This window comes from Micromonospora sp. NPDC047740, from assembly GCF_043204735.1.
Taxonomy (GTDB): domain Bacteria; phylum Actinomycetota; class Actinomycetes; order Mycobacteriales; family Micromonosporaceae; genus Micromonospora.
The window spans coordinates 156,557-177,502 of the sequence record NZ_JBIDCT010000012.1; the positions used below are offsets into that span (position 1 = coordinate 156,557).

Sequence of the window (20,946 nt, forward strand, 5' to 3'; positions counted from 1 at the left end):
CCCGGCCGGCGATAGGCTCGCCGAATGAGCACGGAAACCGCAGCTACGGCGGCCCAGGTCGCTGCGCCGCCGCCAGCCGGGTGGGAGGAGGCCCGCTCCCGGGTGTACGAGATGGGCCTCGCCGCCGCGCTCCCCGCGGTCGACCGGCCACTCGCCGACGCCGACGGCCACACCCTCGCCGAGCCGCTGACCACCCGTACCGACCTGCCGGCGTTCCCCACCTCCAGCGTGGATGGCTGGGCGGTGCGGGGGGACGGGCCGTGGCAGGTGGTCGGCCGCGTGCTCGCCGGGCACACCCCGCCCCCGCTGGCCACCGACGGCACCACCGTCGAGATCGCCACCGGCGCGATGGTCCCGGCGGGGGCCGCCGCGATCCTGCGGATCGAGGAGTCGACCCGGACGGCGGACGGTCGGGTGGCCGGCACACCGCGTCCGGCCCCCGAGTGGCGGGAGCCGGGCGAGGAGGCGTACGCCGGGGAGGAGCTGCTGCCCGCCGGCACCCCGGTCGACCCGGCGCTGATCGGGCTGGCCGCCTCCTGCGGTCACGACACGCTGCGGGTCCGCCGCCCGCCGCGGGCGGCGCTGCTGGTGTTCGGCGACGAACTGCTGACCACCGGCCCGCCGGGCGCCGGCCGGGTCCGCGACGCCCTCGGCCCGGCGGTGCCCGCCTGGCTGCGCCGGTACGGCTGCCAGGTGCGGGCGGCCGACGTGGTCGGCCCGGTGGCCGACACCCTCCCCGCCCACGTGGCGGCGCTGCGCGGCGCGCTGGCCGACGCCGACCTGGTCTGCACCACCGGCGGGACCATGCACGGTCCGGTCGACCACCTGCACCCGGCGCTGGCGGAGCTCGGCGCGGACTACGTGGTCAACACGGTGGCGGTGCGCCCGGGGTTCCCGATGCTGCTGGCCCGGTTGGTGGGCGACGACGGGCGGGTCCGGTTCGTGGCGGGCTTGCCGGGCAACCCGCAGTCGGCCGTGGTCGCGCTGGTCTCGCTGGTCGCCCCGCTGCTCGCCGGCCTGCAGGGTCGGCCGATGCCGGTGTTGCCGCAGGTCACCCTCGCCGAGCCGATCCACGGCCGGGGCGACTACACCCACCTGGCCCTGGTCCGCTGGGACCGGGCGGCCGGCACCGCCCGCCCGCTGCGCCACGTCGGCTCGGCGATGCTGCGCGGGCTGGCCGGGGCGGACGGCTTCGCGGTGATCCGCCCGGGTACCAGCGGCGAGGCCGGCGACCGGGTGCCGCTCGTACCGCTGCCGTTGACCCCCGGGGAGCGGTCATGGTGAGCGCGAGGACGCGCGTTCCGGGGCGGCTCGCGTGGGACGCGGCCGAGCCGGAATGCGCGTTTGAGCCGGGGTTGCGAGCCCCGCAGTCGCGAACGAGGGAGGAACAGTGAGCCCGGTCGTGGGTCTCACCACCGGCGTGGTGACCGACCAGCCGCTCGACCTGGCCGCGCACGAGGCGGCGGTGGCCGACCGGCGGGCCGGCGCGGTGGTGTCGTTCCAGGGCGTGGTCCGCGACCACGACCACGGCCGGCCGGTCACCCTGCTCGAGTACGAGGGGCACCCCACCGCCGAGGCGGTGCTGCGCGAGGTGGCCGCCGAGATCGCCGCCGATCCGGACGTGTACGCGGTGGCCGTGTCGCACCGGATCGGCCGGCTGGAGATCGGCGACGCGGCCCTGGTCGCGGCGGTCAGCAGCGCCCACCGGGCGGCGGCCTTCGCGGCCTGTGCCCGGCTGGTGGACGAGGTGAAGGCGCGGCTGCCGATCTGGAAGCGGCAGGTGTTCGCCGACGGCACCGAGGAGTGGGTGAACTGCCCCTGACCGGCGCACGAGGGCGGGGAGCGCGGCCGGGTGGGACGGTCAGCGCCGGCCGGCGAGCTGGGCGGCGCGGGCCAGCCGGTCGTGGTAGAACGCGGGCTCCGCGCCGGGCCGCCAGGGCAGTGCCGCGACGAGCACGATCAGGGCGATCGCCAGCGAGTTCTCCATCAGCGCGCCGAACAGTCCGTCCTGGTAGTGGGACACCTCGGGGAGTTGGTGCTCGTACGGCCAGATGGGCGAGACCAGGAAGAGCAGGTAGAGGGCGAGCGCGCCGAGCCCGTGCCGCAGCCCGGTGAGCGCCGGATACCAGATCGGTGGGCGCAGCGCGGGCACCCCGCCGGTGGGTGGCATCCCGCTGATCCGTACCGACAGACCGCGGCTCGCCTCGTGGCGGCGTACCGCGGCGTCGGCCAGCACGATGATCGCCGGGATCACCCAGACCAGATGGTGCGACCAGGAGATCGGGCTGATGACGTTGGCGGTCAGCCCGACCAGGGTGAACGCGGTCAACTCGTCGCCGTCGGCGCGGGCGCTGGCCGCCCGGGACAGCCCCAGCGCCAGCATCAGCACCGAGAACGCCAGCCAGAGCAGTCCGGGTGTCTCGATCGAGTCGTAGAGCCGGGCCAGCAGCCCGGCCAGCGACTGGTTGGCGGTCATGTCCGCCGCGCCGACCCGCTCGGTCTGCCAGAGCACGGTGCCGAAGTAGGTCCGCGACTCCGGCCCGACCACGGCGAACGTCGCGAGGGTCACGCCGATGGCGGTGCCGATCGCGGTCATCGCCGCGCGCCACTGCCGCGTGATCATCAGGTACGCGATGAACAGCGCCGGGGTCAGCTTGACCGCGGTGGCCAGTCCGATGCCGACGCCGGCCCAGGCCCCGCTGTAGACGTACCGGGCCAGTGCCGAGTCGGCGGTGTCGTGGTGGGTGCCCCGCTTCGCCCGCCAGCGCAGGCCGACCAGGTCCGCCATGACCAGCGCGAACAGCAGCAGGTTGACCTGGCCGTATCCGAGGGTCTCCCGGGACGGCTCGATGGCGACGGCCAGCGGCGTGGCGATGCCGACGGTGAACCAGAGCGACCAGCCCAGTCGGTCGACGATCGGGCGTAGCAGCGCGGCCAGTACGACGGCGAGCGCGGCGATGCTGGCCAGCGCGTTGAGCGAGCCGGCCGCCGCGACCGGCAGCCAGGACATCGGCAGCATGACCAGGCCGGCGAAGGGCGGGTAGGTGAAGCCGAGGGTCGTCGAGGGGGCGATGAAGTCGTAGAGCCCGTTGCCGCTGGCCCACCACACCACGGCACCGTGGTAGATCCGCATGTCGAAGAAGTTGTACGGCCGCCCGAACGCGCCGATGGCGAGCCACGCCGCGTAGGCCACGGCGGCCACGACGCTGCTGCGTACGACTGTCCTGCGATCGATCCGACGGGTGCCGCGCTGGACTGGAGCGAGGCGGTCCATCCGTCTACCGACGGTCGTCGGCATGGCGGTGCCACCCCCGTACCAAAATCCTACTTCCCGTCCAGGTCCCGCACGGAGCCTAGAACGGCGCCTCACGTTGCTGCCTCCCGCGTTATGCGACCGTGTCCGATCCCACACGTGTTTTTGACATTTCCATCGCGTTAACGGGTCTCGGATGGTTCAGGTGATTAGTGGCCTTGCGGGGGGTGGAGGCCGTATCGATGCAGGTCAACCAGGTATTCGGCGGGCGGAGGCGGCCGAGCGTACGGCGATCTTCGCCTCTCGGCGGGCGGTCCGGACCGCGCGCTGCACCGAGCGGCGCGAGTGGTCGATCCGGTGACCGGCCCGCCAGCGCAGTCCGGGCTTGCCCCCGGTGTCAGCGGCGGCGAGGAGCAGGCCGCCGAAGAGACCGAGGTTCTTCAGGAAGTGGACCTGGTTGTTGTTCCGCGCCATCGGGTCGTCGTTGCTCCAGAAGGGATGGCCGGCGAAGGTGGTCGGCACCAGGGTCCCGGCGAGGACGAGCGCGGCCGGCCGGGTGAACTTGCCGGTCGCCAGCATCAGCCCGCCGACGAGCTGGGTGGCCGCGTTCGCGCGGACCAGTGTCTCGGTGTCGGTCGGGATCCGTGGGTGCAGGTTCTGGATCAGCGGGGCGACCCGGTCGGTGACCGGCTTGGCGGCCGTGACCAGCCGTCCCGGGTTCTGCAGGTTACGGGCGCCGCTGACCACGAAGATGCCGCTCAACATGACTCGGGCGAGGGAGCGCACGGGCTTCATAAACCAGTCATACCCCGTCGGGCCGGTCACCACCCCGGCAACACTCGAACGAGATCGGCCGACATGGACGTCCGGCCGGCCGGTCGCCGGGCTGATTTCAGCGACCGTCGCTGATGGACCGGGTTCGGACGGTAAGGTCGCGCGGGTGACGACCCTGCGACTCCGACCCGAGGATCCGGCGGACGAGGCACCGGTCGCCCGGGTGCTGGCGACCGCCTTCGCCCGCCCCGACGTGGCCACCCCGCCCGAGGTGGGGCTGGTCGACGACCTCCGGCACAGCGACGCCTGGATCCCGGAGCTGGCCATGGTCGCCGAGCACGGCGGTGAGGTCGTCGGTTACGCGCTGCTGACCCGGGTGCGGGTGTGCAGCGACGATGCGGCGTACCCGGCCCTGGCGCTCGGGCCGGTGGCGGTCGCGCCGTACCGGCAGCGGATCGGGCACGGCACGGCGGTGGTGCAGGCGGCCCTGGACGCCGCGACCGAGCTGGGTGAGCGGCTGGTGGTGGTGCTCGGTGACCCGGCGTTCTACCGTCGCTTCGGGTTCAGCCGGGCGGACCGGCAGGGACTGACCAGCCCCTGGTCGGGGCTCGGGGAGCCGTGGCAGGCGTTGGTGCTGCCCCCGTCCACCACTGACGAGGCCCCACCGCCGGGTGGTGAGGTGCTCTTCCCGCCGCCCTGGGCCAAGGTGTGAGCCGGGCGGTCAGGCCGGCTGGGTGCGCAGGTACCGGCCGAAGTGCGGGACGGTGAAGGCGACCGTGCCGCGCTCGCCGGAGTAGATCAGCCCCTTCTTGATCAGGGCGTCCCGGGCGGGTGAGAGGCTGGCCGGCTTGCGGCCCAGCGCCCGGGCGATCTCCGCGGTGGGTACCGCCGCGTCCATGTCGTCCCGGCCGTTCTCCTCCCCTGCCACCAGGGAGAGCGTCGCCATCGCCCGCATGTACTCGCGTTCGGCCGGGGTGGCCCGCTCGAACCGGGATCCGAAGAAGCCGACGGCCAGCTCGGCCTCCGCCTCGGGTGCGGCGACCCGGACGTCGGCGGCGGTGATCGGCGAGCGGGGCGCGTGGTCCCAGGTGGCCTTCCCGTACGCCTGGACGAAGTAGGGGTATCCGCCGGACTTCTCGTAGAGCAGGTCGAGGGCCTTCGGCTCGTACTCGACCTCCTCCCGCTCGGCCGGCGCGCAGAGCGCCTGATCGGCGGCGATCCGGTCCAACCGGTCGATCCGCTGGTAGCGGAAGAGCCGCTCGGAGTACGACTTCGCGGCGCTGAGCACGGCCGGTAGGTGCGGCAGCCCGGCGCCGACGACGATCAGCGGCGCGCCGAGCTGGGACAGCTCGTGGCAGGCGGCGCAGAGCGCGGAGACGTCCTCCGCGCCGAGGTCCTGCATCTCGTCGATGAAGATCGCGACGCCGGTGCCCACGTCGGTGGCGACCGCCGCGGCGTCGGTGAGCAGCTCGACCAGGTCGATCTCGATGTCCCCGGAGTCGGCCCGGCCGCTGCTGGCCGGCACGTCGATGCCCGGTTGCCAGCGGTCGCGCAGCTTCGGCGCGGCCCCGCCGCGTCCGGTGGGCGCGGTGCGCTGGGCGAACGCCTTGAGCACGCCGAGGAAGGCGTCGATCCGGTCCGGGGCGCGGTGCCGGGGTGCCAGCTCGCGGACCGCCATGTGCAGCGCGGCGGCGATCGGCCGGCGCAGCGACTGGTCGGGCCGGGCCTCGATCTTGCCAGTGCCCCAGAGGTGGCTGATCGCCTGCGAGCGGAGGGTGTTCAGCAGGACGGTCTTGCCCACCCCACGCAGTCCGGTGAGCATCAGGCTGCGTTCCGGACGGCCCCGGGCGATCCGTTCCAGCACCACGTCGAAGACGTCCAGCTCGCGTCCCCGGCCGGCGAGTTCGGGCGGGCGCTGGCCGGCACCGGGGGCGTACGGGTTGCGGACCGGATCCACGAATCGCAGAGTATCGGGCCGTCTAGCTGGGAGGCTAGATATCCGTAGATGGGGCTACCGGCGTGTCGGGCTCCTCGACAGAAAACTAGGGCTGTCTAGCATCCACGCTAGACAGCCCTAGTTTTGGTTACCGTCGGCCGTGCCGGCGCGTCGCAGGTCAGCGGCGCAGCTCAGCGGCGCAGCTCAGCGGCGCTTGAGGCAGAGCACGAAGTCGAGGGTGTCCAACTCGCTGTCGAAGAAGTACCAGTCGGTGTAGCCCTCGACCTTGGCGCACTTCGCCTCGGCGTCCTTCTGGCCGCTGGTCGGACCGTCGAAGCGGCGCAACACCTGGTAGGTCTTCGCGCCGCATTCGCTGATCGCCAGCTTCGGCTGCTGCCCGTCCGAGCCCTCGTTGCGGACGCACTGACCCGCCTTGACGAAGCGCGAGTCGGTCGAGGTCGCCGGAGCCGGGGTGGTGGTCGCCGGATCGGGGGGCGTGCTCGCCCCCGCGGTCGGGTCGGCCACCGCGGAGGCCGGCGCGCCGGAGCCGCTCACCCGGGCCGGCTCGTCCCGGACGAGGACCCAGTACGCCCCCGCGCCGCCGAGCAGCAGCACCGCCAGCCCGGCCAGCCCCGCGACCAGCCGGCCCCGGCCGCGCTTCGGCGGCGTCGACTCGGCGTACCGCGCCGGCTCGGCGTAGGGTGGCTGGCCGGCGTGGGGCGGCTGTCCGGCGTAGGGCGGTTGCTCGGCGTACGGCGGCTCGGCGTAGCCGGGCGCGGCCGGCGGGTACCCCTGGTGGGCCGGCTGCCCGGTGTCCCAGCCGACGGTCGGCTCGTGCCGCTGGGCGGGCGGCTCGCCCCACCCGCGCGGCTGCCGGGCGTACCCCGGGTCGTAGCGAGGGTCGGCCGGCGGGGCGTACTCGTCCTCGGGTCGCCGTCCGTCCCAGGGGCCAGGGGAGCCGTCGCCCGGTGGTCCGAAGTTCGACATGGGACGTCCTCCTGGGTACGCCAGTGGGTGAGAGGCCGGCCACCAACCGGGGACATCGTGCCCTGGTCACCGTAGCCTGGTCCACCGATGAGCTCACGCCCCACAGCTGCGACGTCGACCGTCGACCACGCCCCCACCACCGCCCGTCCCGCGTTCGTCTGGACCGCACTGGTCCTCGTCTACGTGCTCTGGGGCTCGACCTACCTGGGCATCCGGGTCGCGGTCGAGTCGCTGCCGCCGCTCGCCTCCGCGGCGATGCGGTTCGCCGCCGCCGCCGGAGTGCTCGCCCTGGTGCTCCGGCTCCGCCGCGGGCGGGGGGCGCTCCGCGTCGATCGTCGGCAGCTCGGGTCCGCCGCCCTGGTCGGCGTGCTCCTGCTCGCCGGCGGCAACGGGCTCGTGGTCCTCGCCGAGTCCGGCCCGGCCGGCGTGGCGCTGCCCTCCGGCATCGCCGCGCTGCTGGTGGCCACCGTCCCGCTGCTGGTCGTGCTGCTGCGTACGCTCGGCGGCGACCGGCCCCGGCTGTGGACCTTCGCCGGGGTGGCCCTCGGCTTCGTCGGGCTCGTCCTGCTCGTGCTTCCCACCGGTGGGCCGGGCAGCGTACCCGTGGTCGGCGCGCTCACCGTGGTCGTCGGGGCCACCTGCTGGTCCGTCGGCTCCTATCTCTCCGGACGCATCCGGATGCCCGCCGACCCGTTCGTGGCCACCGTCTACGAGATGGTCGCCGGCGCGGCGGCGCTCACCGTGCTCACCACCGTCCGGGGCGAGCTGCGCGATTTCTCCCCGGCCCAGGTGACCGGCCGCTCCTGGGCGGCGCTGTTGTACCTGATGGTGGCCGGCTCGTTGGTCGCCTTCACCGCGTACGTCTGGCTGCTGCACCACGCCCCGATCTCCCTCGTCGCCACCTACGCGTACGTGAACCCGGTGGTCGCGGTGGCGCTCGGCGCGCTGTTCGCCGCCGAACCGGTCACCACCCAGGTGCTGCTCGGTGGGGCGGTGATCGTCGCCGGGGTGGCCGTGGTGGTGAGCACCGAGCGTCCCAGCCGGTCGGTCGACCGGGCAGCCCGGGAGGCCGTCCGCCGTTGAGCAGGGCCCCGCTCCCTTCAGATCAGGCGGAGCTGGCGGTCCTTGGGGCGGCGGGGCTCGGCCTCGCCGAACCGTTCGAAGAGCCCCGGGTCGATCACGTCGAGGAACGGTGACGGGCGGCACTCGCGCTCCGACCCGTGCCGGATCCGCCGGGCGGCGTGACTCACGTACAGCCGGTCCTGCGCCCGGGTGAGCCCGACGAAGAAGAGCCGGCGCTCCTCGGCGATCGCGTCGTCGCCCGGCTCCGACCCCGGCCAGCGCAGCGGCAGCAGCCCGTCCTCCGCGCCGACCAGGAAGACCACCGGAAACTCCAGGCCCTTGGCCGCGTGCAGGGTGAGCAGGGTGACCGCCTCGGCGCGCGGGTCCAGGGCGTCCACCTCGGCCCCGGTGGCGAGCTGGGAGAGGAAGACCCCGAGGTCGTCGCCGCAGCGCCGGGCCAGCGGGGTGAGCAGGTCCACCGCGGTGCGGACGTCCTCGGGGCGTACCGAGCCGGCGCCGTCGAGCGTCGGCACGGCGAAGCGTTCCGCCAGGATCTGCCCGGCCAGCCGGACGCGGGCGGCCAACGAGCCGTCCAGCCCGGCGTGCCGCAGCTCGCGGGCGATCGCCGTCACCCCGGGCCGGTCGCGGAGCCGGTCGTGCGAGCGCTTCTGCACCGGGATGTTGGCCCGGGCCAGGGCGTCCACGATCGGTGCGGCCTGCGAGTCGGTGCGGTAGAGCACGGCGATGTCGGAAAACGACAGCGAGGTGGACCGGCCGTCGATCCGGCCCGAGTCGAGCGAGCGGTGGGACAGGCCGCCGACCAGCTCGTCGACGGTGCGTACCACGAAATCGGCCTCGTCCGCGACGGAGGCCGCGGCGTAGCGACCGACCAGCGGGGCTTCCGGGTCGAGCCGGGCCGGGTCGAGCCGGCGGCCACGGACCAGCGACGACGGCGCGATGGCCTGCACCGCGGCGGCCAGGATCGGCGCAGAGGAGCGGTAGTTGCGGTTCAGCCGGACCAGCCGGGCGTCGGTGAAGTCCTGGGAGAAGCGCAGGAAGTAGCCGACGTCCGCGCCCCGGAACGAGTAGATCGCCTGGTCGGGGTCGCCGATCGCGCAGAGGTTGCCGTCGGCGGGGCTGAGCAGCCGCAGCAGTTCGTACTGGACGGCGTCGACGTCCTGGTACTCGTCGACGAAGATCCACTTCCAGCGCTCGCGGTACTCGCGGACCAGCTTCCGGTCCGCCGTCAGCAGCGCCACCGGCAGGGTGAGCAGCTCGTCCAGGTCGACCAGGTCCCGCTTGCGCAGCAGCGAGGTGTACCGGTCGTCGTCGTCACCGGCCTCGGTCCGGACCGCCGCGCGGTCCGCGTCGTCGGCGATGCGGAAATCCGCCGGCAGCCCGGCGGCTGCGGCGTTCTCCCGCAGGATGGTCAGCCCCAGCGAGTGGAAGGTGCCGACCGTGATGTCCTCGGCGACCGGGCCGAGCAGCCCGTCCAGGCGGTGCCGCAGCTCCTCGGCCGCCCGGCGGGTGAAGGTGATCGCCAGGCACTGCTCCGGGAAGACGTTCAGCTCCGCGCAGAGGTACGCGATCCGGTGGGTCAGCGTCCGGGTCTTGCCGGTGCCCGGACCGGCCACGATGAGCAGCGGGCCACCCGGTGCGGAGGCCGCCACCCGCTGCATCGCGTCGAGCCGGTCCAGCAGGCCGGTGCCGACCTCCTCCATGCCGGCGAGCATCGGCTCGAACGGCTCGTGCGGAGAGGGCACCGGCGCGATCGGTGGCGGCGGTGGCGGGACGGGCTTCCGCTTCGGCTCCGGCTTGGCCGTCGCCGGGCGCTTCGCCTTCGGCTTCGGTGCCGGCTCCGCGGGCTTCCGCGGCGCGGGCACGGGTACGTCGAAGAGGGCGTCCTGCGCGTTCGGCGCGGCACCGACACCCAGCTCGGCCGGGTCGAACAAGGTGATCACCCCGTACTCGCCGTCGTAGCCCGGGACCCGGCGTACCTCGCCGCGGCGGAGCCGGGCGATGCCCTCGGCGAGCAGTTCGCCGCCGACCCGGCCGATCTCGTCCAGCGGGGTGCCGGTCAGGATCTCCAGCTCCGGGCCGAGCGCGGCGATCAGCTCGTTGAGCTTCCCCTCGACCTTCTTCGACCGGGCACCCACCTTGTTGATCTCGCCGAGGATCTCGCCCAGCGGCACCAGGTGGGTCACCTCGCGGGCGTGTGCCGGCCGGTGCCCCTCGGGCCGGTCGGCCAGCTCCTCGACCCGGCTGAGTACGCCCACCGTCAGCGGCTTGCCGCACTCCGGGCACCGGCCGTCGGCCTCCCGGGTCCGCTCGGGCGCCCAGTTCACCCCGCAGAGTCGGTGCCCGTCGGCGTGGTACTTGCCCTCCTCCGGGAAGAACTCGATGGTGCCGGCGAGCCCGTCCCCGGTGCGCAACGCCTCGCGGATCGCGAAGTAGTCGCGGGCCGAGCTGAAGACGGTGGCCTCGCGGGCCAGCGCGGGCGGCGAGTGCGCGTCCGAGTTGGACACGAGCTGGTAGCGGTCCAGGCTGCCGACCCGCCAGTTCATCTCCGGGTCGGAGGAGAGGCCGGTCTCCACGGCGAAGACGTGCTCGGCCAGGTCGGCGTAGCAGTCGGCGATCGCGTCGAAGCCGGACTTCGAGCCGAGCGCGGAGAACCACGGCGTCCAGATGTGCGCCGGCACCAGGTAGCCGTCCGGGCTGGCCTCCAGCGTGATCTCCAGCAGGTCCCGGGAGTCCAGGCCGAGGATCGGCCGGCCGTCCGACCCCAGGTTGCCGATCCGCCCCAGCGCGGCGTTGAACCGGGCCACCGCGTCCAGGTCCGGCAGGTAGATAAGGTGGTGCACCTTCCGGGTCCGGTCGTCCCGCTTGTAGATCGTGGAGATCTCCACGCTGAGCAGGAACCGGACCGGGTCCGCCTCCGCCGTGCTGGCCAGCCGGGGTGGCAGCCGCCGGGCGATGTCCCGCTCCGCATCCGGGCTGAGCCGGAACAGGCCGGGCTCGGCCGGGTGCAGCGTCTCGCGGAGGTGGTCGTACCAGGCGGGATGGGTGAAGTCACCGGTGCCGAGGACGCCGATGCCCTTGCGCCGGGCCCACCATCCGAGGTTCGGCAGGGTCAGGTCCCGGCTGCACGCGCGCGAGTACTTCGAGTGGATGTGCAGATCCGCGACGAACGGCGGGAGGCCACCGGGGGGTACGGCGCTGAACGGAGGCACGCCGCATCCTGCCACGAGCCGTCCCCGGCCCGCCCGCCGCCACGCGTACGCGTGACGTGAGCAATCCGGTGCTGGACCCGGCAGCCGATTCGGGCTATTGAGTGCGGAGTTCGACGAGGGTCACCTGTGGCGGTGCGCCGACCCGCACCGGCGGGCCCCAGAAACCGGCGCCATTGGTCACATAGACCTTGGTCCCGTCCACCTCGCCGAGGCCGGAGACCACCGGCTGCTGAAGCCCCACCAGCAGGTTGAACGGAACCATCTGCCCGCCGTGGGTGTGCCCGGAGAGCTGGAGGTCCACGCCGTACTTCGCCGCCTCGTACGCGGCCACCGGCTGGTGGGCCAGCAGCACCACCGGGCGGCTCGGGTCCCGGTCGCCGAGGGCGGCGGCGTAGTCGGCGGGGGCGGCCAGCCCGGTGCCGGCGGCGGTGACGTCGTTCACCCCGGCCAGGTCGAGTACGCCACCTCGGGCCCGGATCTCCTGGCGCGCGTTCTGGAGGACCCGCAGGCCGAGCCGGTCCACCTCCTGGATCCATTCCTCGACGCCGGAGTAGTACTCGTGGTTGCCGGTGACGAAGAAGCTGCCGTATCGGGACCGCAGGTCACGCAACGGTTCCGCCGCCGCGCCCAGCTCGGCGACCGAGCCGTCAACGAGGTCACCGACCACCGCCACCAGATCGGCGTCGAGCCGGTTGATCATCGCGACGATCCGCTCGGTGTGCGACCGTCCGCGCAGCGGCCCCAGGTGGATGTCGGAGACGGTGGCGATCCGCAGCCCGTCCATGCTGCGGGGGAGCTTGGCCAGCGGGATCCGCACCCGGTCCAGCTGCGGCGGTCCCATCGCCGTGCGGACGCCGTACCCGGTGAGACCGGCGGCGGTGAGCCCCGCGAAGATCGCGGCGCCCCGGGTGAGCAGCAACCGGCGGGACGGGTCATGGTCGGGGGCCGGCGCCGCGGCGGTGCCGGCCGGGGGCGGATTCGCGGAACCGGCCGCCGACTCGGCGGGCTGGTCGGCCGGCGGCTGGACGGTTGGCGGCTGGACGGTTGGCGGCTCGGCGAGGCCGACGGACGAGGCCCGGGCGAGGCTGGTCGAGGGCATGTCCGCCTGGGCGGCCGCGATGTCGAGCGGTCCGGCGCCCGGTCCACCGGCCCCGACCAGCGCGGGCTCGGACGCCGGCAGGCCGACCCGCGCCCGGTGCCGCAGCGCCAGCTTCGCCACCGCCAGCGGCACTTCCAGCACCAGCAGCAGGACCAGCAGGTAGAACATCAGGGCCAGCCAGAGGTAGCCCGGCCAGGCCAGCCAGTGCACCCCGCCGCGGGTCGCGATCATGGTGGCCGGCACCAGCAGCGCCAGCAGCAGCAGCGATATCCCGCCGACGCGCCGCCAGCGCCCGGGCCGAGTGGTGTCGCGGATCAGCCGCTTCCACAGGTAGAGGTGGATCAGGGCGGTGACGAGCACGGCGAAGCCGAGGAACGTTGCCATCGCCAACACGCGAGCCTCCTCAGCCGCCCGCGAACGGGGGCAGTACGTCGACCGTCGCCCCGGCCGGCAGCGGTGCCCGACGATCATGGCAGGCCAAGCCGTCGACCAGGAAGCTGGCCGCCTTCAGCACGGTGCTCAGCCCTTCGCCGTGTCGCTCGGCCAGCTCGTCCACCAGCTCGTCGAGGGACCGGCCGGCGGAGACGGTCTCCTCGGCGCGGCCGGCGGCGGCACGCGCGCCGGCGAAGTAGCGGACGGTCAGCTCCACCGGTCAGCCTCCGATCGCCGACATGGGACGGGCGGGTTGCAGGAAGGTCGGATCGTCGATGCCGTGCCCGGCCCGCTTGCCCCACATCGCGGTCCGCCAGCGGCGGGCCAGCTCGGCGTCGTCCACCCCGGCGCGCAGCGCGCCGCGCAGGTCGGACTCCTCGGTGGCGAAGAGGCAGGCGCGGACCTGGCCGTCGGCGGTGAGCCGGGTCCGGTCGCAGTCGCCGCAGAAGGGTCGGGTCACACTGGCGATCACCCCGACCCGGGCCGGTCCGCCGTCCACCAGCCAGGTCTCGGCCGGGGATGCGCCCCGGTCGGCCGGATCGGTGCTCAGGTCGAACTCGGCGCGCAGGTCGGCCAGGATCTGGTCGGCGGTGACCATTCGGCTGCGGTCCCAGCCGTGCTGCGCGTCCAGCGGCATCTGCTCGATGAACCGCAGCTCGTAGCCGTGTGCCAGGGCGAACCGGAGCAGCGCGGGGGCCTCGTCGTCGTTGACCCCGCGCATCAGCACCGCATTGACCTTCACCGGGGTCAGCCCGGCGGCCGCCGCGCCGGCCAGCCCGGCCAGCACGTCACCGAGCCGGTCCCGCCGGGTCAGCTCGGCGAACCGGGTCCGGTCCACCGTGTCGAGCGAGACATTCACCCGGTCGAGACCCGCGGCGCGCAGGGCGGGCGCGAGGCGGGCCAGGCCGATGCCGTTGGTGGTCAGGGAGATCCGGGGCCGGGGCCGCAGCGCGGCCACCGCTGACACGATGCCGACCAGGCCGGGCCGGATCAGCGGCTCGCCGCCGGTGAAACGCACCTCGGTGACCCCGAGCCGGTGCACCGCGACGCGGATCAGCCGGATGATCTCGTCGTCGGTGAGCAGCTGCGGCCCGGAGAGCCAGGGCAGGCCCTCGGCCGGCATGCAGTAGGTGCAGCGCAGGTTGCACTTGTCGGTCAGCGATACCCGCAGGTCCCGGGCGACCCGACCGTACCGGTCGACGAGGACTCCGTCGGTCGTCGGGGCGGCGGTCACCTGTCGACCGTAGCGCGTCCGGCGCCCCCCAGCGCACTGTGGGCGGCGGAGACCACAGCATCCCGGTACGCCGCGCCGAACAGGGCGGTGTGCACCAGCAGCAGGTGGAGCTGGTGCAACGGCACCCGCTCCCGCCAGCCGTCGGCCAGCGGCCATGCCTCCCGGTAGGCCGCCATCATCCGGTCGAGGTGCGACGGGCCGCCGAAGAGCGCCAGCTGCGCCAGGTCGGTCTCCCGGTGGCCGCCGTGCGCCGCCGGGTCGACCAGCCAGACCCGGTCGTCCGCCCCCCAGAGCAGGTTGCCGGGCCAGAGGTCGCCGTGGATCCGGGCCGGCGGCTCGTCCCCGCCGAACTCGCCGATCCGGCCGATCAGCTCCTCGACCAGGCTGGCGTCCGCGCCGCTGAGCGCGCCGTCATCGACCGACATCTTCAGGTACGGCATCAACCGGCGGCGGGCGAACCACGCCGACCAGGGGCCGGGGTCGGGGGTGTTGTCCTGCGGCAGCGCGCCGATGAATCCGGGCCACTCGGCGCCGAAGGTGGGCGTTCCGGCCCGGTGCAGCCCGGCCAGCTCGCGGCCGAACCGCTCGGCCGCCTCCGGCGTCGGCTCGCCGGGCTCGACCCAGTCGAGCGCCAGCAGCTCCGGCAGCGCCACCACCACCTCGGGTACGGCCACCGTGCCCGGCTCGCGCAGCCAGCGGAGGCCGGCCGCCTCGGTGGCGAAGAAGTCCTCCGGCACCGGGCGAGCCGCCTGCTCCGGCCAGGTCTTGGCGAAGATCGAGTGCCCGTCGTCGAGGGTGAGCCGGGACGCGGCGCAGATGCCCCCGCCGGAGACCGGCGTCTCCCGGATCCGCTGGTGGGTCAGGAAGGTCGGCAGGTGCTCCGGGTGTGCCCGCAGGTACGCCAGGTCCATGAGCGCAAGGTAGCCGGTCCGGACGGTCCTCGTGGGGCGGTGAGCGGTTCGGACGCCTGCCGTTCGGCGCTCACCTGCATCGATACTCTCCGTATCTGTGGATAACCCGCGTGTCGTCCACAGGGCCTGTCGCGCCGGCATCCAACCGCCGCACGCTCCCGGCATGACTCCCACCCCGCGCCCCCGGCTCGCCGTCCGCTCGCCCGCCGACCTGATCGCCGCCGTGCCGTACCTGCTCGGCTTCCACCCCGCCGACAGCCTGGTGGTGGTGGCGCTACGCGGCCGGCGGGTGGTCTTCGCCGCCCGGGGCGACCTGCCCGAACCGGGATCCGACCCGGGGCCGGCCGCCCGCCATCTCGCCCAGGTCATCGCCCGGCAGGGCAGCGAGGCCGCCACCGTGATCGGGTACGGCTCGGCCACCCGGGTGACCGGCGCGGTCGACGCGGTGGGCGAGGCGCTGGACGACGCCGGGCTGCTCGTCCTCGACGCCCTGCGGGTGACCGACGGGCGCTGGTGGTCCTACCTATGCACCGAGCCCGAGTGCTGCCCGCCCGACGGCACCCCGTACGACCCGGGGGCCAGCGAGGTCAGCGCGGCGGCCGTCTTCGCCGGTCAGGTGGCCCTGCCCGACCGGGCCGCGCTGACCGCACAGGTGGCCGCGCTCGACGGGCCGGTCCGGGTGGCCATGCGCCGGGCCACCGTCCGGGCGCGCCGACGCCTGGCTGAGCTGACCGAGGAGGCGGCCGAGACTGCGCTGGCGGGTGGCCGCTCCGTACGCTCCGCGGGCGTCGCGGCGGTGCGCGACGCGTTCCGCGTGCACCGGCGCGGCGAGCGGCTGGGCGACGACCAGGTGGCCTGGCTGGCCGTGCTCCTCACCCAACTCCCGGTACGCGACCACGCCTGGGAACGGACCGACGGCCGGGACGCCGACATCAGCCTCTGGACCGACGTGCTGCGCCGGGCCGAGCCGGAGCTGATCGCCGCCCCCGGCAGCCTGCTCGCCTTCGCGGCCTGGCGGGCGGGGCACGGTGCCCTGGCGGCGGTGGCCCTGGAACGCGTGCTCGCCACCCGCCCCGACTACTCCCTCGCCCTGCTCCTAGACGACATGCTCCGCCGCGGGATGCCGCCGTCGGAGCTGGACGGCTGGCCGGCGGTCGGTTTCCCGGGGGTGGTGCGCCGCCGGCCCCGCCGCCGCATTCCGCGCCGGCGCATCTGACGTTGGAGCTCAGGGATGTCGCGTCAACTCACGCAGGCTCCCATGGCGTTTCCCACTATTCGCTGATCCGCGCTGCGCCCGCGTAGACGTTCATCGTCCGGCCGCGCAGGAAGCCGACCACCGTCATGCCGGCCTCCTCGGCCAACTCGACGGCGAGGGTGCTGGGCGCGGAAACCGCCGCCAGGAGGGGCACTCCGGCCATCCACGCCTTCTGCGTCAGCTCGAAGCTGGCCCGGCCGGAGACCAGCAGCACGTGCCCGGCCAGCGGCAGCCGGTGTTCCCGGACCGCCCAGCCGACCACCTTGTCCACCGCGTTGTGCCGGCCGACGTCCTCGCGCAGCACCACCAGCTCGCCGGCGGCGGTGAAGAGACCGGCCGCGTGCAGCCCACCGGTCCGGTCGAAGGCGCGCTGTGCCGCGCGGAGCCGGTCCGGCAGGGCGGCCAGCAGCTCGGCGGGCACGCGGAGCGGGTCGTCCCGCACCGCGAACAGCGACCGGGTGCGGACGGCGTCGATGCTCGCCTTGCCGCACACCCCGCACGAGCTGGTCGTGTAGAAGTTGCGGGACGGGTCGGTGGTGGGCTCGGGCACGCCGGGCGCCAGCACCACGTCGACCACGTTGTACGTGTTCGGTGTCTCCGCCCCGGCGCAGAGCTGGGCGGTGTGCACGTCGTCGGCGGACCGGATCAGGCCCTCGGTGAGCAGAAAGCCGATCGCCAGGTCCAGGTCGTCGCCGGGGGTACGCATGGTCACCGCGAGCGGCTTCCGCCGGCCGGGGCCCGCCGGGCCGACTCGGATCTCCAGCGGCTCCTCCACCGCCAGGGTGTCCGGTCGCCGTACCCGGGCGCGCCCGTCGGCCGCCGCGTCGAGATCGATCCGGAGCACGCCGCGCCGGTCAGTCGCCCGTCCCATCCCGCCATCCTGCCGCGCGCGGTCCGTCACCCGCACGGCGATGCCGCCCCGGCGCCGCGTGGGGTCCTGCCGGAGGGCGGACGGAGCTCCCTGCGGTTTACCGTGGGCGGGTGACGGCGTACGCGGCGGTGGTGCTCTCGGGCGGCGCGGCCCGCCGGATGGGCGGGGTGGACAAGCCGGCGCGGCCGGTCGGCGGCCGGCCCATGCTGCACCGGGTGCTGGCCGCGGTCGCCGACGCCGCGCCGCGGATCGTGGTCGGTCCGGCCGGCCCGCTCCCCGACGACGTACGGCTGACCCGCGAGCGGCCGCCCGGCGGTGGCCCGGTGGCCGCCACGGCTGCCGGGCTGGCCCTGCTCGCCCCCGGTACGGCCACGGTCGCCCTGCTCGCCGCCGACCTTCCCCTGCTCACCCCCGAGGCCGTGGCGGACCTGCGGCGCGCGCTCGACGGGTCGACCGCCGACGGGGCCTGCTACGTGGACGGCGACGGCCGCCGGCAGCAGCTCTGCGGGGTGTGGCGGGTCGCCGCGCTGCGGGCGGCGCTGGACCGGCTCGCCGCCGAGCGGGGCGGCACGGTCGACGGGGCTCCGGTACGCGGGCTGCTGGCCGGCACGACGGTCCGGGAGGTGGCCTGGTCCGGCTCCGGGCCGCCGCCCTGGTTCGACTGCGACACTGACGAGGACGTACGCCGGGCCGAGGAGTGGACGAGATGACGGTGATGGACGACTGGGTCACGGCAGCCTGCGCCGAGTTGGGGCTCGACCCGGGCGACGTGTCGGTGCCGGTCGTGCTGGACCTGGCCAAGGACGTGGCCCACCAGGTGCTGCGCCCGGGCGCGCCGGTCACCGCGTACCTGCTGGGGGTGGCCGTGGGGCGCGGCGGTGACCTGGCCGCGACGGCTGCGCGGCTCGGTGAGCTGGCCAACTCCTGGCCGCTCGACCTGGACGGCACCACGCCGGCCGAGTAGTCCCCGGCCGTGCCGACCCACGCCCGGGTCCCGGGAGAGACGGGCCCGCGGCGGGGCGTTTTGGGGTGGCTGTCCGATCCTGGTCCGCCGTGATTCGACCCCCACCGCCCGTGGGTAGGGTGGCCGTGACGGACGGAGGCGATCATGACGGCTGACCACCCCTCGGTGCCGACCGGTGAGCCCGCCGGCGGTGTGCCGGAGCAGTACGAGTCGATCCTGCTGGACGAGCCGACCACGGCGGACCTCCGGGCCAAGGTGACCGAGGCCTGGCGGGAGTTCGCCCGCGCGCTGGCCGACCGGCTACGCGACCTGCCGGCCGGTACGCACCTGGAGCTGACCCTCGACCCCACCGCCTCCGGGACCGGGGACGCCGTCTACTCGATCAGCGTGGACGTCGGCGAGGAGGGCCGGCTGTCGGCGCGGGCCGTGGGCAACGCCACCCTGCCGCAGGGATACCGCCTGGACCGGGCCGCCGTGGCCGACATGATCGCGCTCGGCTGGTCCCCGCCCGGGGTGGTGGAGGGCTCCGGCGAGCAGTTCGGGCTGGACTGCGCGGTCGACGAGGCCGCCCGGCTGGCGGCCGTGCTGTCCCGCACCCTCCGCGACGTCTACGGGGCGCCGCACCCCGCCTTCGTGGTCTATCTGATGCATGACGCCGAGGGCGAGCCGCTGCCGGTGGAGCCGCTGGGCACCGCGCGGAGCGAGTTCGGCCCGGCCCGGGACGTGGAGGCGGACCTCGACGAGGCGCTGGCCGCGGCGGCGACCGCGCAGGCCGGCGGGAACGACGTGCTCGCGCTGGAGGAGCGGGTCCGTACGGTCGTCTCCACGATGCTCAAGTCGAATGCCGACCAGTTGCAGATCGACTCGGACGGCGACATCAACATCCGGGCCGGCTCGGCCATGGTCTTCGTCCGGGTACGCGACAACCCGCCCCTGGTCGACGTCTTCTCCCCGGTGCTCACCGAGGTCGAGCCGACCGAGCGCCTCTATGTGAAGCTCTCCGAGCTGACCAACCGGATGCCGATCGGCCGCCTCTACTGCGCCGACGACACGGTGTGGGCCTCGATCCCGGTCTTCGGCCGCAACTTCCAGCCCACCCACCTGATGCTCGCCGTCCAGGTGATGACCGGCCTGGCCGACGAGCTGGACGACCGGCTGCACGGCGAGTTCGGCGGCCGGCGCTTCTTCGGCGAGGCCGACAAGCCCTCCCGCGCCCAGCCCGAACACCGCACCGGCATGTACCTCTGACATTCGGGCGCCCGCGCGGAGAGCAGAAGCCGTCAGAGGTCGAGGAGGGTTTTGCCGACGGTGGCGCGGGACTCGATGGCGGCGTGCGCGTCGGCGGCCCGGTCCAGCGGGAAGCGCTGCCCGATCAGCGGGCGCAGCCGCCCGGCCGCCGCCTCGGCGAGCACCTGCTCGGTGAACGCACGCAGCTCGGCCGGCGCGGCGGACGGCCGGAGCAGGGTCACCCCGCGGGCGGCCGCGAGGTCGGCGGGCAGGTCCGCCCAGGCGCCGCTGGCCAGCCCGAAGCTGAGCATCCGCCCGCCCGGGCCGAGCAGGTCGAACGCCTCGCGGGCGAGCCGGCCGCCCACCCCGTCGAAGACCACGTCGATCCCGCCGGTGGCGGCGCGTACCCGGGCGGTCCAGTCCGGCTGCCGGTAGTCCACCACCGCGTCGAGGCCGCGTTCACGGAGCAGGGCCACCTTCCGGGCACCCCCGGCGGCGGCCACGACCCGGGCTCCGGCGGCCGTGGCGAGCTGCGTCAGCAGGTTGCCCACCCCGCCCGCCGCCGCCTCGACCAGCACCCGCTCGCCGCCGCGCAGCCCGGCCGCGTGCACCAGCATGGCGGCCGTACGACCGTCGGCGAGCAGCGCCACCGCCTGGTCCAGCGGCAGCCCGTAGGGCACCGCGAACGGCGCGTCCCGGTCGACCACCACGCGCTCGGCGTACCCGCCGGAGCCGCCGGTGCTGCTCACCACCCGCCGCCCCACCAGCGCCGGGTCCACGCCGGGGCCCACCTGAATGATCACTCCGCCCACCCCGTTGCCGGGGATCAGCGGCAGCGACCCGGTGAACGGTCCGAACCCGGTCGATCGGAACATGGTCTCCACGAAGGTGAGGTTGGCGTGGGCGACCTCGATCAGCACCTGATCCGGTCCGGGTGCCGGGTCCGGTGCCGGCCCCGGCACCAGCGCCTCCGGGCCGCCGAACTCCCGTAGCCACACCGCCCGCACGCCGCCTCCTCCCGGCCGGGGACGGGTGCCCCCGGCGTTCCACTGGCGTCCAGTGGACAACCTCAAGCGGGGATGAGGTCAAGGGCGGCGGGTGGGGCCGGACCGACGGTATCCGGGCCCACCCGCCGGGGGAGGGAGGAGGAAGGTCGAGCGCCGGTTGGACGACGGCACGCCGCCACGGGTTCCCGAGGTGGGCGAGGCCGCGCTGCGGGAGGCGGTGATGGCCGGCGTCAGCCCGCGGACGGGCCGACCCCGGGGGACTCGACCAGCCGGGAGAGCACGATGGTGCTGCGCGACGAGGTGACGAAGGACTCGGCCCGCAGCCGTTCCAGCGCCTCCTCGAGGTGGGCGATGTCGGCGGCCCGCAGGTGCACCAGGGCGTCCGCCTCCCCGGAGACGGTGTAGGCCCCGACCACCTCCGGGTGCCGCCGTGCTGCGGCACCGATCTGCGCCGGGGTGGTCCGGCCGGCGCAGAAGAGTTCCACGAACGCCTCGGTGGTCCAGCCGACGGCGGCGGGGTCGACGACGGCCGTGAAGCCGCGGATGACGCCCGCGGATCGGAGCCGGTCAACCCGACGCTTGACCGCGGGGGCGGAGAGTGACACCCGCGTGCCGATGTCCGCGTACGAGGCGCGGGCATCTGCCACGAGCAACGCAATGATTCGCTGGTCAACCGCGTCTATCTGCAACGTTCCGCCTCTGGG

The 20,946-nt window shown here is 74.5% G+C and carries 20 protein-coding genes; 8 read left to right on the forward strand and 12 right to left on the reverse strand.

The features are described from left to right. Positions 1-24: 24 nt before the first annotated feature. Positions 25-1,284 carry a molybdopterin molybdotransferase MoeA gene (locus ACGF4F_RS22935; protein ID WP_393080088.1) on the forward strand — a complete coding sequence of 420 codons (1,260 nt, stop codon included), beginning with the start codon at positions 25-27 and terminating at the stop codon, positions 1,282-1,284. A 106-nt stretch (positions 1,285-1,390) separates the two neighbouring features. Further along, on the forward strand, positions 1,391-1,822 hold the full coding sequence (locus ACGF4F_RS22940) for a molybdenum cofactor biosynthesis protein MoaE (protein ID WP_393080091.1): 432 nt from the start codon (positions 1,391-1,393) through the stop codon (positions 1,820-1,822). A gap of 39 nt (positions 1,823-1,861) precedes the next feature. Here ACGF4F_RS22940 and ACGF4F_RS22945 read toward each other — a convergent pair whose 3' ends face one another. Next, entirely contained in the window at positions 1,862-3,298 is a 1,437-nt protein-coding gene (locus ACGF4F_RS22945) for a glycosyltransferase 87 family protein (RefSeq protein ID WP_357434390.1), read from the reverse strand. A gap of 204 nt (positions 3,299-3,502) precedes the next feature. Further along, positions 3,503-4,048: a DoxX family protein gene (locus ACGF4F_RS22950; protein WP_357434389.1), complete on the reverse strand. Its 546-nt coding sequence runs from the start codon at positions 4,046-4,048 to the stop codon at positions 3,503-3,505. A 145-nt stretch (positions 4,049-4,193) separates the two neighbouring features. On the opposite strand from ACGF4F_RS22950, the gene ACGF4F_RS22955 reads away from it, so the two are divergent. Next, complete coding sequence (locus ACGF4F_RS22955; protein WP_357434388.1) at positions 4,194-4,739, forward strand: N-acetyltransferase; 546 nt, start codon at positions 4,194-4,196, stop codon at positions 4,737-4,739. A gap of 9 nt (positions 4,740-4,748) precedes the next feature. Here the strand turns inward: ACGF4F_RS22955 and ACGF4F_RS22960 are convergent, their stop codons facing one another. Beyond that, positions 4,749-5,984 (reverse strand): ATP-binding protein, encoded by a 1,236-nt coding sequence (locus tag ACGF4F_RS22960; RefSeq protein ID WP_357434387.1) that lies wholly within the window; start codon positions 5,982-5,984, stop codon positions 4,749-4,751. Between the two features lie 183 nt (positions 5,985-6,167). Then, the gene (locus ACGF4F_RS22965; protein WP_393080097.1) at positions 6,168-6,950 is read right to left on the reverse strand and encodes a flagellar basal body protein FliL; all 783 of its coding nucleotides are present in this window, start codon (positions 6,948-6,950) and stop codon (positions 6,168-6,170) included. Between the two features lie 87 nt (positions 6,951-7,037). Between ACGF4F_RS22965 and ACGF4F_RS22970 the strand changes: the two genes are divergently transcribed. Beyond that, entirely contained in the window at positions 7,038-8,033 is a 996-nt protein-coding gene (locus ACGF4F_RS22970) for an EamA family transporter (RefSeq protein WP_393080100.1), read from the forward strand. Positions 8,034-8,050: 17 nt separating this feature from the next. Here the strand turns inward: ACGF4F_RS22970 and ACGF4F_RS22975 are convergent, their stop codons facing one another. From ACGF4F_RS22975 to ACGF4F_RS22995, 5 genes are all read right to left on the reverse strand, one after another. Then, entirely contained in the window at positions 8,051-11,242 is a 3,192-nt protein-coding gene (locus ACGF4F_RS22975; RefSeq protein ID WP_393080103.1) for a UvrD-helicase domain-containing protein, read from the reverse strand. 94 nt (positions 11,243-11,336) lie between these two features. Next, positions 11,337-12,725 (reverse strand): metallophosphoesterase, encoded by a 1,389-nt coding sequence (locus ACGF4F_RS22980; protein WP_357434761.1) that lies wholly within the window; start codon positions 12,723-12,725, stop codon positions 11,337-11,339. A 19-nt stretch (positions 12,726-12,744) separates the two neighbouring features. Next, a complete protein-coding gene (locus tag ACGF4F_RS22985) occupies positions 12,745-12,990 on the reverse strand; it encodes a MoaD/ThiS family protein (RefSeq protein WP_357434383.1) in 246 nt (81 codons plus the stop codon). Between the two features lie 3 nt (positions 12,991-12,993). Beyond that, positions 12,994-14,007, reverse strand: coding sequence for a GTP 3',8-cyclase MoaA (gene moaA, locus ACGF4F_RS22990; protein ID WP_357434382.1), 1,014 nt, complete (start codon positions 14,005-14,007; stop codon positions 12,994-12,996). After that, the gene (locus ACGF4F_RS22995; protein ID WP_393080108.1) at positions 14,004-14,918 is read right to left on the reverse strand and encodes a fructosamine kinase family protein; all 915 of its coding nucleotides are present in this window, start codon (positions 14,916-14,918) and stop codon (positions 14,004-14,006) included. Before ACGF4F_RS22995 ends, moaA begins: the two co-directional genes overlap by 4 nt. A gap of 163 nt (positions 14,919-15,081) precedes the next feature. Between ACGF4F_RS22995 and ACGF4F_RS23000 the strand changes: the two genes are divergently transcribed. Beyond that, a complete protein-coding gene (locus tag ACGF4F_RS23000; RefSeq protein WP_393080111.1) occupies positions 15,082-16,134 on the forward strand; it encodes a DUF4192 domain-containing protein in 1,053 nt (350 codons plus the stop codon). 55 nt (positions 16,135-16,189) lie between these two features. Here the strand turns inward: ACGF4F_RS23000 and fdhD are convergent, their stop codons facing one another. After that, positions 16,190-17,044 (reverse strand): formate dehydrogenase accessory sulfurtransferase FdhD, encoded by an 855-nt coding sequence (fdhD, locus tag ACGF4F_RS23005; RefSeq protein WP_393080114.1) that lies wholly within the window; start codon positions 17,042-17,044, stop codon positions 16,190-16,192. A gap of 110 nt (positions 17,045-17,154) precedes the next feature. On the opposite strand from fdhD, the gene ACGF4F_RS23010 reads away from it, so the two are divergent. The 3 genes from ACGF4F_RS23010 to ACGF4F_RS23020 all read left to right on the forward strand — a co-directional run bounded on the left by ACGF4F_RS23010 (position 17,155) and on the right by ACGF4F_RS23020 (position 19,256). Continuing rightward, complete coding sequence (locus tag ACGF4F_RS23010; protein ID WP_393080117.1) at positions 17,155-17,754, forward strand: molybdenum cofactor guanylyltransferase; 600 nt, start codon at positions 17,155-17,157, stop codon at positions 17,752-17,754. Then, entirely contained in the window at positions 17,751-18,008 is a 258-nt protein-coding gene (locus ACGF4F_RS23015; RefSeq protein WP_357434377.1) for a DUF6457 domain-containing protein, read from the forward strand. Before ACGF4F_RS23010 ends, ACGF4F_RS23015 begins: the two co-directional genes overlap by 4 nt. A gap of 144 nt (positions 18,009-18,152) precedes the next feature. Continuing rightward, positions 18,153-19,256, forward strand: coding sequence for a hypothetical protein (locus ACGF4F_RS23020; protein ID WP_393080122.1), 1,104 nt, complete (start codon positions 18,153-18,155; stop codon positions 19,254-19,256). 32 nt (positions 19,257-19,288) lie between these two features. Here ACGF4F_RS23020 and ACGF4F_RS23025 read toward each other — a convergent pair whose 3' ends face one another. Next, the gene (locus tag ACGF4F_RS23025) at positions 19,289-20,242 is read right to left on the reverse strand and encodes a zinc-binding dehydrogenase (protein ID WP_393080125.1); all 954 of its coding nucleotides are present in this window, start codon (positions 20,240-20,242) and stop codon (positions 19,289-19,291) included. Positions 20,243-20,472: 230 nt separating this feature from the next. Beyond that, positions 20,473-20,931 carry an Lrp/AsnC family transcriptional regulator gene (locus ACGF4F_RS23030; protein ID WP_148797972.1) on the reverse strand — a complete coding sequence of 153 codons (459 nt, stop codon included), beginning with the start codon at positions 20,929-20,931 and terminating at the stop codon, positions 20,473-20,475. Positions 20,932-20,946 lie beyond the last annotated feature (15 nt).